Below are 12,359 nucleotides of genomic sequence, written 5' to 3' on the forward strand. Positions count from 1 at the left end.
CAGGTACTAATAATAGATTATAAGAAAAGGGGAACTTTCATGAATGCAGGAATTATTGGGTTAGGAACATACTCACCTGAAAAAGTGTTAACAAATGAAGACCTTGAAAAAATGGTAGATACCTCTGATGAATGGATTCGAACAAGAACTGGTATAGAAGAAAGAAGAATAGCGGGCGATGATCAAGATACTTCGCATTTAGCATATAAAGCGGCGAAAGAAGCGATTAAGGATGCAGGAATTTCACCTGAACAAATTGGACTTATCCTTGTAGCAACTGTAACACCGGATACTCCGTTTCCAAGTGTTTCCTCTATGCTTCAAGATCAATTAGGGGCAAAAAATGCTGCAGCAATGGATGTTTCGGCAGCTTGTGCTGGATTTATGTATGGATTGGTTACTGCAAAACAATTTGTGGAATCGGATACGTATTCACATGTACTTGTCGTAGGTGTAGAGAAGCTTTCGAAAATCACGGATTGGGAAGATCGTAATACTGCTGTATTATTTGGTGATGGAGCAGGAGCTGCTATAGTAAGTAAAGTTTCCGAAGGACGTGGAATTTTATCATTTGAACTAGGTGCCGATGGTAGTGGTGGCAAACATTTATACCAAGATGGTGCACATTTAGCTATGAATGGTCGAGAAGTTTTCAAATTTGCTGTAAGACAAATGGGTGAATCAGCCGTTAATGTGATAGAAAAAGCGGGTCTTTCAAAAGAAGATATCGATATGTTAATCCCTCACCAAGCAAATATTCGTATAATGGATGCTTCCAGAGAAAGATTGGGATTACCAGAAGAAAAGATGTCTAAAACAATTCATAAATACGGGAATACTTCATCTGCTTCCATCCCACTTTCTTTAAAAGAAGAAGTGGATAATGGGAAAGTAAAAGATGATGATATTCTAGTGATGGTAGGCTTTGGTGGAGGCTTAACTTGGGGTGCCATTACGTTAAAATGGGGAAGATAATTAATGAATCTTGAAAGGATGAATATGCATGACGAAACGTAGAGTTGTTGTAACAGGAATAGGTGCTGTTACACCGCTTGGCAACGATATAGAGACAACTTGGTCTGGTATTAAAGAAGGTAAGTCAGGCGTAGGTATGCTTACAAGACTTGATGCAAGTCAGTTCTCAGCAAAAGTTGCAGCAGAAGTAAAAGACTTTGATATAGAGAAGTATATTGAAAGAAAAGAAGCACGTAAAATGGACCGTTTCACTCATTATGCACTTGCTGCTTCTATTATGGCAGTCGAAGATGCTAATTTAACGATTACAGAAGAGGTAGGTCTTCGGACTGGAGTATGGATTGGTTCTGGTATTGGTGGTATGGAGACATACGAAAATCAATTCCGCGTATTTTTAGAAAAAGGTGCTCGTCGGGTTAGTCCATTTTTTGTTCCGATGATGATTCCAGATATGGCTGCTGGTCAGGTATCTATTTATTTTGGAGCAAAAGCAATTAATTCTTGTTCGGTTACTGCTTGTGCTTCCGGTACAAACTCTATTGGTGATGCATTTAAAGTAATTGAGCGTGGGGACGCAGATGTAATGATAACAGGTGGAGCAGAGTCGCCTATTACGCATATGTCTGTTGCAGGTTTTTGTTCGAACACGGCGCTTTCGTTGAATACAGATCCACAAACTGCATCAAAACCATTTGATGCAAATCGTGATGGATTCGTCATTGGTGAAGGGGCAGGAATTATTATTTTAGAAGAATATGAACATGCGGTTGCTCGTGGAGCAAAAATTTATGCAGAAATTATTGGCTACGGCTCTACAGGAGATGCTCATCATATTACAGCTCCAGCACCAGGAGGAGAAGGTGCTGCTCGTGCAATGCAACAAGCAATTGATGATGCAGGTATAAACCCAGAACAAATCAATTATATTAACGCACACGGAACTAGTACTCCATATAATGACCAGTTTGAAACAATGGCCGTAAAATCTGTCTTTGCAGAACATGCGTACAATCTTGCGATGAGTTCTACTAAATCGATGACGGGTCATTTATTAGGAGCTGCTGGTGGAGTAGAAGCAATCTTTACAGTGCTTGCATTAAAAGAAGGTATTTTACCGCCAACGATGAATTTAGAAACACCAGATCCAGAATGTGATTTAGATTATGTACCAAATGCTGCAAGAAAAGCAGATATCGAATATGCCATGAGTAATTCTCTCGGATTTGGCGGACATAATGCAAGTATACTATTTAAAAAACTATAAAAATATATTAAAAGCATTTCCAAGTTAAAATTTGGAAATGCTTTTTTTATATATATATTATTTTGATGAGCTAAAGTGCTAGTTTAGTAGTGATATAGCGAGTTGAATGATATTTTATTGATATAATATGTCGAAAAATGATGAATCATTCACAAATTTTTAAAAATATTATTATCAGTTTAAACTAGCTAAAACTGTTGTAAACACTGGTTTTTCAACCTATTGTCAATTTTCTAAAAAGAGTAAATAAAGGAAATTAACAAAAAATAAATATTGCGATTGTAAAGGTATTGTAATAGACTTTGTAATTAAGGTAACAAAACTGAAAAGTGTAACAATTTGGTCAACAATTATTACCAATGTTTTAAAGGAAAATAATCGATTGCATGAAAGGAGAATTACTTTGAGCAGCACAGAGCAACTTTTATCGATTAATAACTTACATACTGGGTTTCGGATAAAGGATACATATTTTGATGCAGTTGACGGCGTATCCATTTCGCTAAAGAAAAACGAAATACTTGCCATTGTTGGTGAGTCTGGGTGCGGGAAGTCAACACTAGCTACATCTATTATTGGGCTTCATGATCATAACAAGACGAGAGTAGAAGGAGAAATCATATACAAAGGGATTAACCTTGCAGTGTTGGATGAAGAGAAGTTTAACAAAGTCCGCGGTGAAGAGATCGGGATGATTTTCCAAGATCCCCTTTCTGCATTGAATCCTTTGATGCGAATTGGCGATCAAATTGAGGAAGGATTAGCATTTCATACAAAGATGTCTAAAGAGGAGCGAGACAAACGTGTTTTGGAGCTGTTGACACAAGTAGGAATCTCTAATCCAACGCGTATTGCGAAACAATTTCCACATCAATTGTCAGGTGGAATGCGACAAAGGGTCATTATTGCTATCGCTATTTCATGTAAGCCAAATATAATCATTGCAGATGAACCAACAACAGCACTGGACGTAACGATTCAAGCACAAATTTTGGATTTATTAAAAGACTTACAAGCAGAGACCGGATCAGGAATTATATTAATCACACATGATTTAGGGGTAGTAGCAGAAGTAGCAGACCGAGTTGCCGTTATGTATGCCGGTCAAATTATAGAAGAAGCCCCGGTAGAGGAGTTATTTGCAAATCCCTTGCATCCATATACCCGTTCTCTATTCAATTCAATTCCACAAATGAATAGTGAGAATGAGAAGCTACAAGTAATTCGAGGGATTGTTCCATCTCTAACGAATTTGCCAAGAACAGGTTGCAGGTTTTCTGCTCGTATTCCATGGATTTCAGAAAAAATGCATGAAGAAAATCCATCGATGCACGAAGTTTCTCCCGGTCATCTAGTTAGGTGTACTTGCTGGCAGCACTTTCATTTTGAAAGTGAAGAAGGAGGAATTGCAAGATGAGCTTTATGCAAATAAATGACTTAAAAGTATATTATCCAATTCGTGGAGGATTTTTCAATACAGTTGTAGATCAAGTAACAGCTGTAGATGGTATATCACTAGAATTTGAAAAGGGAAAAGCATATGGCTTGGTTGGTGAATCTGGGTGTGGTAAATCGACGACCGGTAAATCGATTATTGGGTTAGAGAAAATTACTTCTGGAAGCATTATTTACGAAGGTGAAAATGTTACAGATAACCGCAGAGGTCGTGGATCTTCATACAATCGAGATATCCAAATGATTTTCCAAGATGCTCATTCCAGTTTGAACCCTCGTAAAAGGGTGCAAGATATTATTGCAGAACCAATCCGAAACTTTTTGAAACTTTCACCTGATGAGGAAAAGCGTAGAATTAATGAACTACTTGCCATTGTAGGAATGAATGAAGATGCAAAATTAAAATATCCACATGAGTTTTCTGGGGGTCAAAAGCAGCGTATTGGAATTGCTCGAGCAATTGCTTGTAATCCAAAACTCATTATTGCGGATGAACCGGTATCGGCACTAGATCTGTCCGTTCAAGCTCAAGTACTTAACTTTATGAAAGATATTCAGCAAGAATTTGGACTGAGCTATTTATTCATCTCACATGATCTAGGGGTAGTGAAGCATATGTGTGATCATATATCAATCATGTACAAAGGGCGCTTTGTTGAATCTGGAAGTCGTCAAGACATTTATACAAATCCACAACATATTTACACGAAACGATTACTATCAGCGATTCCAGATGTGAATCCAGTAGGGCGAGAAGAGCGAAAAAAGGAACGAATCGAAGTAGAATCAAACTATGCTGCTAATCATAAAAATTACTATGATGAGAACGGGAAAGTGTATGATTTGAAAAAATTATCCATGACACATTATGTAGCGATGAGTGCTCACGAGAAAGGGGGCATTTAATATGTGGAAGACAATAGTTAGGCGAGTATTAATCATGATTCCCCAATTATTTGTTCTAAGTCTATTAATCTTTATCATGGCTAAACAGTTGCCGGGAGATCCGTTTACAGGATTGCTTACGCCTGATACAGATCCTAACCGGATAGAAGAACTCCGGGAACTGGCAGGGTTAAATGATCCTTGGTATGTACAATACGTGAACTGGATTGTAAATGCGGCACAAGGGGATTTAGGGAAAAGTTATACGTATAAAATAAAAGTATCTACTCTCATTGGAGAGCGTGCTTTAAATACATTTTGGCTATCTCTTGTAAGTGTTATTATATTATACCTTATCGCTATTCCGCTTGGGGTTTTAGCTGGACGATATCAAGATACATTTCTAGATAAAATTGTTGTCTTCTATAGTTTTGTCACTTATGCCATTCCGACGTTTGTTTTGGCACTGATCTTCTTATTTATTTTTGGTTATCAGCTTCACTGGTTCCCGACGGTAGGTAGTGTAGATATTAAATATGACACAGGAACTGCTGGTTACATCTGGAGTAAACTCTATCATATGCTGTTACCTGCTTTTACAACCGCGGTCTTAGGTACGACTGCCGTTGTCCAATATTTACGATCCGAAATTATTGATGCAAAATCTTTAGACTATGTACGAACAGCTCGAAGTAAAGGAATTCCAGTAAACAAAGTCTATTCAAGACATATTTTTAGAAATTCATTACTTCCAATTGCTGCCTTCTTAGGATTTACGATTACTGGACTACTTGCGGGGTCTATTTTCATTGAAACGATCTTTGGTTATCCAGGAATGGGACAGTTATTTATTTCCTCACTAGTCTCACGTGACTATAGTGTAATTACTGCACTTGTTATGTTATTTGGCTTCTTAGCATTACTAGGTAGTCTACTGTCCGATATCATCATGAGTATTGTCGACCCAAGAATTAGGATAGAATAGTTCAACTAAAATGTTAAGGAGAGAAAAATAACATGGCTAAACAAGCGACAGTTGATATTAAAAAAGAAGAAATAAACTCTCCTCCAACAGGTATGCAAGTTGTTTTTAGAGAGTTTAGAAAAGATAAATTGGCAATGTTTTCACTGATTTCATTAGTTTTGGTTATAGTAGGGGTCTTTATATGGACATGGTTTATAGATCAAGAGGCTTTAATGCGTGTTAGTTTAAGAGACAAATATGCAGAGCCTGGAGAGAAGTTCCTGCTAGGAGCTGACCAAGGTGGAAAAGATATTTTAGGACAATTAGTAACTGGTGCGCGAAATTCCATCGCGATTGCTATAGCAATCACTTTAATAACAGTTTCTTTCGGGATTATTGTCGGTTTAGTTTGTGGTTACTTTGGAGGATGGATCGATAATATGTTCATGCGAATTATCGACTTCTTTATTACCATTCCTTCTTTAATGGTAATTATCGTTTTTGTAACAATTATACCTAAATATACGGTTAAGGAATTTATTTTGATCATGAGTTTATTTCTTTGGACTAGTACTGCCCGTCTTGTCCGGAGTAAAGCATTATCAGAAAGTAGAAGGGATTATGTCAATGCGTCTAAAACAATGGGAACCCCAGGTATTTTAATCATATTTAAAGAAATTATGCCAAATTTAAGTTCCATATTAATTGTAGAGTTGACATTAAATTTTGCTGGAAATGTTGGGATTGAAACAGGGTTAACTTATCTTGGATTTGGATTGCCACCACAGACCCCGAGTTTAGGAACCCTTATAAGTTATGCAAATAACCCACTTGTATTGCAGGATAAGTGGTGGGTTTGGTTACCTGCATCGCTCTTTATCTTGTTAATGATGTTAGGGATAAACTATGTAGGGCAAGCGCTACGCCGTTCGGCAGACGCGAAACAACGTTTAGGATAACTGTTTTTGGTATTAAACGCATGGACGTTTGATATATATGAAAATAGAGAGTAAAAAGGAGGAAAAGGAAATGAGTAAAAAGCTTTGGGGATTACTGGCATTGCTACTTGCATTTATGCTTGTACTTGCTGCTTGTAACGGTGATGAGAAAGAAACTAGTAGTACTGATGAAGGAACAAAAACAGAAGATACGACTAAGAGTGAAGGTAATGAAGAAGGTACCGAGGAAGAAGCAGAAGAACCAGCTGCAGAAGATTCAGATGCATTATTTCCATTATCCGTCGAAAACGAAGGAGACGCAATTTCTGGTGGTACTCTAAAAGTTGCTATGTCTAAGGATGAGCCTTTCCAAGGAATCTTCTCATATGTATTATATGAAGATGCTTATGATGCAGAAATTTTAGCATATGCATCAAACTCTCTTTTCGAAACAGATGGAGATTTCTTATTAACTGATGAAGGTATTGCAAGTATGGAAGTAGATCAAGACAACAATAAAGTATTAGTAAAAATCCGTGAAGGCGTAAAATGGTCTGATGGTGAGCCATTGAAAGTCGAAGATTTAATCCAACCTTACTTAATCATTGGTCATAAAGATTACACAGGTGTTCGATATGACGTAGATTTCCAAAACATTATTGGTGCTGTTGAATACCATGATGGTAAAGCAGACACAATCTCAGGTCTAAAAAAATTAGATGAAACAACATTAGAAATTTCATTCAATAAATTATCTCCTGCAATCTTTAGTGGTGGAGATGGAATCTGGACTTACGCAGAACCAAGTCATATTGTTAAAGATATTCCTGTTGCAGAGTTAGTAGAATCTGACGCAGTTCGTAAAAACCCAGTTACATTAGGTGCATTTATCATTGACAAAATTGTACCAGGGGAATCTGTTCAGTTAGTTGCAAATGAAAACTACTGGAAAGGAAAACCAAAGTTAGACGGAGTTTTAATTAAAGTTGTACCAACAAGCTCAATTTCAGTTGCTTTACAACAAGGGGAATATGATGTAGCTATCTCTTTTAATGCTTCTAAAATGGAAGAAGTAAAAGACTTTGATAATATCGATATCTTAGGTCGTCAAGAACTTTACTATTCTTACCTTGGTTTCAAGCTAGGAAAATACGATTATGATAATAGTGTTGTAGTAACAGACGTAGAAGGATCAAAAATGGGCGACGTAAAATTACGTCAAGCAATGGGGTATGCACTTGATGTAGAGCAAGTTGCAGAAGTTTTCTATAATAACTTACGTGAACGTGCAAACTCACTAATCCCACCAGTATTTGCATCTTTCTATGATGATTCATTAGAAGGATATACGTATGATCCAGATAAAGCGGCTGCATTATTAGACGAAGCTGGTTTCAAAGATGTGGATGGCGATGGAATCCGTGAAGATAAAGAAGGCAAGCCTTTTGAAATTAAATTTGCAACGATGTCAGGCGATGACATTGCTGAAGATATTACACAATTCTATATGCAAAACTGGAAAGATGTTGGCTTAAATGTAACATTAACAACAGGACGTACAATCGAATTCAACAGCTTCTATGATAAAGTTCAAGCAGATGATCCAGAAATTGATATTTTCATGGCTGCATGGGGTACTGGAACAAACCCATCTCCAGCAGGTTTATATTCTAAAACAGCAGAATATAATTTCAGCCGTTACTCTTCTGATTTCTTAGAGGAAACACTAACAAATATCGACTCACCAAAAGCATTTGATGCAGATTACCGTGCGGAACAATTCCGTGCATGGCAAGAATATATGGCTGAGCAAGCGCCAATTATTCCAACTATGTATCGTTATGAGTTAGTACCAGTAAACAAACGCGTGAAAAACTGGAATATCGATTATGCTAATCCAACTGAGTTACAAGATATTGAATTAGTATCAGACACTGCAGTTAAATCTACAAAATAATTTATAAAAAAACCGTTCCTAAACGAAAGTTTAGGAACGGTTTTTCATATGGTTTAAGAAGGATGTGATACATATAAGAATTCTATTATTTTTAATCAGTTACGGGATAGCAGTTATTAGCTGCTCTCATTTATTATTATTCTTAAACTTTTTATCGCTTGGTTATTCTTTGAACTCTGTGCTGATGTACATGCTTCAGTCAAAGGAATTTATTATGCTTTGTGGATCCTTTTTAGCTCTAACGATTATCGTCTTCTTCCGAGGCCCATTGCGGCTTCCATTTTAGCCAATGTGGCATTTGCTAATGCATTTGCTTTTTCTGCTCCAAGATCTAATATGTCGTCGAGCTCGGAAGAGTTTAATAATTCTTCATATCTCGCTTGAATCGGAGCTAGATGATCGATGATAACTTGTGCAACAGATGCTTTGAAATCGCCATAGCCTTTTCCTTCATATTTTTGTACAAGTGCTTCTATTGAAACATTCGTTAAAGCTGCTTCAATAGTAAGTAGATTCGAAACACCGGGCTTATTTTCAAGATCAAAAGCAACAATTCCTTCCGAATCTGTTACGGAACTTTTTATTTTCTTTTCAATTTCTTTTGGTGTGTCTAGTAAACGAATTGTCGCTTTTTTATTTGGATCAGATTTACTCATTTTCTTCAATGGATCTTGTAAGGATTTAATGCGTGCTCCATTTTTTGGAAGTTGGATATCCGGAATCGTCAGCACTTCTCCATACTTTTTATTGAAACGTTCCGCTAAGTCACGTGTTAACTCAACATGTTGTTTTTGATCGTCGCCAACAGGGACGATATCCGATTGATATAGAAGAATATCTGCAGCCATAAGTGGCGGATATGTTAATAATGCTGCAGAGACAGCTTCTTTTCCTGTTGATTTGTCTTTAAATTGTGTCATTCTTTCTAACTCGCCGATATAAGAGATACATTGCATAATCCATCCGGCTTGTGCATGAGCTGGAACTTCGGATTGGATAAATAATGTTGACTTATTAGGATCAATTCCTACTGCGATGTACAATGCTGCAAGAGAACGAATATGACTGCGCAGTTCCTCGGGATCTTGTGGAATTGTAATCGCATGTTGGTCTACAATGCAGAACACACACTCGTAATCGTCCTGCAAAGCAGTAAACTGTCTAAATGCACCGATGTAATTGCCGAGTGTAATAATACCTGTTGGCTGCACGCCTGAAAAAATTTTCTTCATGTTTTTTCCTCCTGATTTTTATTAATCCATTTACTTTCTTCAGAAGGATAATTCCACTGAAGTAAATAAAAAAAACATCATGCCTCCCTAAAAAGGGACGAATGATGTAAAATCCGTGGTACCACCCAGCTTGCTAAAATAATTAGCCACTCTTCTTCATAACGCGAAGGACACGGTCTATGCTACTACAAGTTTCACATAAACTGCTCGGAAGCCCATTCCATTTACCGTATGTTCTGTTTGCACCGACCACAGAATCTCTTGTCATACCGGATTAAATGTACTTTTCTTCGTCAAAGCTCAATTATTTTGTTTTGATAATTATATTATAGAAGAAACGCAAAAATCAAGCATAATAAACAACTAAAGCAATCCCCATACAAACAAGACAGCTCAAGCCTAAATAGACGATTGGCTTATAAGGAAACGATAAGATTTCGGATGGCATCCGCATTTCATTTGCTGTTTTCTTCATATGCTTAGGTGTAAACACTTTTCGTGTGCTTGTCACAAAAAGATCGAAAAATCCACCAGCAACTACATACGTCATTAGCCCGATAAATGTAATAATTCCTCCAATATAAAAGGATATATTTATATAAGAACTGAGCGAAAGAGAACCGTATGCGATAAACATAAGGATAAAAATAATAAGCTGTACTGCTAAAAAATAACTAATTTTTTTCTTCATAAGTCACCTCAACGAAATAAATTATAGAAGATTTACTTAAAATAATCAAAAATTAGACAATTCAAAATGTCAGAAATGAACAAATTAATTACCAATGATTCACAAATGTTAGGTCTATGTAATGATTTTGTTACTATTTTGTAAAAATATTCTCGAAAAACCTGTACAAGTTTCTCTGAAAATGTATAATAATTATTGTAATGAATTTTTCAGACAATTTAAAAGGGGGTTATTCTTTTGAAGAATAGCAAGTTTGCTTGGCTTTTAAGCCTAATGTTAGTTGTTGCTCTTTTCTTAGCTGCTTGTGGCGGCGATAAAGAAGAAGGCACTGAAACAACTACAGACACAACAGATAAAGAAAAAGATGCAACAACAGAAGAAGTAGCAACTGATGAGGAACAAGTTCTTAACCTAATCATGACTGCTGAGATTCCAACAATGGATTCAGCTCTAGTTACTGATGCAGTTGGATTTGATCTACTTAACAACGTAAATGAAGGTTTATACCGTTTAAATCAAGATAACGTTGCTGAGCCTGCAATTTCTGAAGGTGAACCAACAGTTTCTGAAGACGGTTTAGTTTACACATTTAAATTACGTGATGCTAAATGGTCTGATGGATCTCCAGTAACTGCGAATGACTTTGAATTTGCATGGAAACGTGCTATGAACCCGGATACTGCATCTGAGTATGGTCCATATATGATGGATGGCGTTATTAAAAACGCTACTGCAATTATGGAAGGTTCTGCTGAGTACACTGAATTAGGTGTAAAAGCTGTTGATGAAAAAACATTAGAAGTAACACTTGAAAAACCAACACCTTATTTCTTATCACTTATGTCATTTGGAACATTCTTACCACAAAAAGAAGAATTCGTTACAGCGCAAGGTGAAAACTATGCGAAAAATTCTGAAGCACTTTTATACAACGGACCATTTACACTTGCTAATTGGGACGGAACAGGATTATCTTGGCAACTACTTAAAAACGAAGAGTACTGGGATAAAGATACTGTAAAATTAACTGAAATCAACTATGATGTTGTTAAAGAACCAGGTACAGCTGTAAACTTGTATACGGAAGGTCAAAAAGACCGTGCTGGACTTACTGGTGAATTTGCAATGCAATATGCTGCTGATCCAGAACTAATTAACGAATCAGAAACATCTGTATTCTATTTCAAATACAATCAAGAACGCCTTGGAGAAAAAACTCCACTTGCTAACGTAAATATTCGTGAAGCAATGTCTAAAGGTTTCAATAAACAAGATTTAGTAGATGTAGTTTTAGCTAATGGTTCTGTACCAGCTAACTACTTAGTACCAAAAGACTTTACTTTCGATGAAGATGCAAATGATTTCCGTGACGTTAACGGAGACATGGCTGAATTTAATGCAGAAGAAGCAAAAGCTGCATTTGATAAAGGTTTATCTGAACTAGGAGTTTCTGAATTAGAAATCGAACTTCTAAACGGAGATACTGAGTCAGCTAAAAAAATGGGTGAATACCTAAAAAATCAATTAGAAACAAACCTACCAGGTTTAACAGTTAAATTGAAAGAAGTTCCATTTAACGTACGTCTAGATCTTGACACAAACCAAGATTATGAAATGCAAATTGCTGGATGGGGACCTGACTACCAAGATCCTTATACATTCATGAACTTATGGTTAACTGGCGGCGGTAATAACCAAATGTCTTATTCTAACCCAGAATATGATAAACTTGTAACTTCTTCTGTTAATGAATTAGCTCAAGATCCAGAAGCTCGTTGGCAAGCACTTGCTGATGCTGAAAAACTTCTTATTGATGAAGATTTCGGAATTGGACCAATCTACCAACGTGGATTAATGTTCCTTCAAAAACCATATGTTAAAGGTATCGTTGCACACCCATTCGGTGGAGACTATAGCTACAAATGGGCTTATATCGAAGGTAAAAACTAATTTAGTGAATGTTTAAAATCACATAGTTTGAGAGTATATGGTATCCGT

The 12,359-nt window shown here is 36.6% G+C and carries 10 protein-coding genes and 1 other annotated feature; of the genes, 8 read left to right on the forward strand and 2 right to left on the reverse strand.

The features are described from left to right. The first annotated feature begins 39 nt into the window (after positions 1–39). The 7 genes from FG382_RS03445 to FG382_RS03475 all read left to right on the forward strand — a co-directional run bounded on the left by FG382_RS03445 (position 40) and on the right by FG382_RS03475 (position 8,438). Positions 40–975 (forward strand): beta-ketoacyl-ACP synthase III, encoded by a 936-nt coding sequence (locus tag FG382_RS03445; protein WP_142537500.1) that lies wholly within the window; start codon positions 40–42, stop codon positions 973–975. Between the two features lie 28 nt (positions 976–1,003). Continuing rightward, positions 1,004–2,239 (forward strand): beta-ketoacyl-ACP synthase II, encoded by a 1,236-nt coding sequence (gene fabF, locus FG382_RS03450; protein ID WP_142537501.1) that lies wholly within the window; start codon positions 1,004–1,006, stop codon positions 2,237–2,239. Between the two features lie 403 nt (positions 2,240–2,642). Beyond that, positions 2,643–3,656 (forward strand): ABC transporter ATP-binding protein, encoded by a 1,014-nt coding sequence (locus tag FG382_RS03455; protein WP_142537502.1) that lies wholly within the window; start codon positions 2,643–2,645, stop codon positions 3,654–3,656. Then, on the forward strand, positions 3,653–4,600 hold the full coding sequence (locus tag FG382_RS03460) for an ABC transporter ATP-binding protein (RefSeq protein ID WP_142537503.1): 948 nt from the start codon (positions 3,653–3,655) through the stop codon (positions 4,598–4,600). Before FG382_RS03455 ends, FG382_RS03460 begins: the two co-directional genes overlap by 4 nt. 1 nt (position 4,601) lies before the next feature. Beyond that, complete coding sequence (opp4B, locus tag FG382_RS03465; RefSeq protein ID WP_142537504.1) at positions 4,602–5,564, forward strand: oligopeptide ABC transporter permease; 963 nt, start codon at positions 4,602–4,604, stop codon at positions 5,562–5,564. A gap of 32 nt (positions 5,565–5,596) precedes the next feature. Continuing rightward, positions 5,597–6,502: an ABC transporter permease gene (locus FG382_RS03470; protein WP_142537505.1), complete on the forward strand. Its 906-nt coding sequence runs from the start codon at positions 5,597–5,599 to the stop codon at positions 6,500–6,502. A 70-nt stretch (positions 6,503–6,572) separates the two neighbouring features. Next, the gene (locus tag FG382_RS03475; protein ID WP_142537506.1) at positions 6,573–8,438 is read left to right on the forward strand and encodes an oligopeptide ABC transporter substrate-binding protein; all 1,866 of its coding nucleotides are present in this window, start codon (positions 6,573–6,575) and stop codon (positions 8,436–8,438) included. A gap of 245 nt (positions 8,439–8,683) precedes the next feature. Here the strand turns inward: FG382_RS03475 and trpS are convergent, their stop codons facing one another. Both trpS and FG382_RS03485 read right to left on the reverse strand, forming a co-directional pair. Further along, positions 8,684–9,670: a tryptophan--tRNA ligase gene (gene trpS, locus FG382_RS03480; RefSeq protein WP_142537507.1), complete on the reverse strand. Its 987-nt coding sequence runs from the start codon at positions 9,668–9,670 to the stop codon at positions 8,684–8,686. Positions 9,671–9,760: 90 nt separating this feature from the next. Continuing rightward, positions 9,761–9,976, reverse strand: a binding site (T-box leader). 40 nt (positions 9,977–10,016) lie between these two features. Then, a complete protein-coding gene (locus tag FG382_RS03485) occupies positions 10,017–10,361 on the reverse strand; it encodes a DUF3899 domain-containing protein (RefSeq protein ID WP_142537508.1) in 345 nt (114 codons plus the stop codon). Between the two features lie 237 nt (positions 10,362–10,598). Here FG382_RS03485 and FG382_RS03490 point away from each other — a divergent pair, with 237 nt between their 5' ends. Further along, positions 10,599–12,311, forward strand: a complete 1,713-nt coding sequence (locus tag FG382_RS03490; RefSeq protein WP_142537509.1) for a peptide ABC transporter substrate-binding protein — start codon at positions 10,599–10,601, stop codon at positions 12,309–12,311. Positions 12,312–12,359: the final 48 nt, after the last annotated feature.

It is taken from the genome of Psychrobacillus lasiicapitis (assembly GCF_006861795.1).
In the GTDB taxonomy this organism is placed as follows: domain Bacteria; phylum Bacillota; class Bacilli; order Bacillales_A; family Planococcaceae; genus Psychrobacillus; species Psychrobacillus lasiicapitis.

Coding starts and splice junctions, on each gene's coding strand:
- FG382_RS03445 (WP_142537500.1), top strand. CDS start 40: ATGAATGCAGGAATTATTGGGTTAGGAACATACTCACCTGAAAAAGTG.
- fabF (WP_142537501.1), top strand. CDS start 1,004: ATGACGAAACGTAGAGTTGTTGTAACAGGAATAGGTGCTGTTACACCG.
- FG382_RS03460 (WP_142537503.1), top strand. CDS start 3,653: ATGAGCTTTATGCAAATAAATGACTTAAAAGTATATTATCCAATTCGT.
- opp4B (WP_142537504.1), top strand. CDS start 4,602: ATGTGGAAGACAATAGTTAGGCGAGTATTAATCATGATTCCCCAATTA.
- FG382_RS03470 (WP_142537505.1), top strand. CDS start 5,597: ATGGCTAAACAAGCGACAGTTGATATTAAAAAAGAAGAAATAAACTCT.
- FG382_RS03475 (WP_142537506.1), top strand. CDS start 6,573: ATGAGTAAAAAGCTTTGGGGATTACTGGCATTGCTACTTGCATTTATG.
- trpS (WP_142537507.1), bottom strand. CDS start 9,670: ATGAAGAAAATTTTTTCAGGCGTGCAGCCAACAGGTATTATTACACTC.
- FG382_RS03485 (WP_142537508.1), bottom strand. CDS start 10,361: ATGAAGAAAAAAATTAGTTATTTTTTAGCAGTACAGCTTATTATTTTT.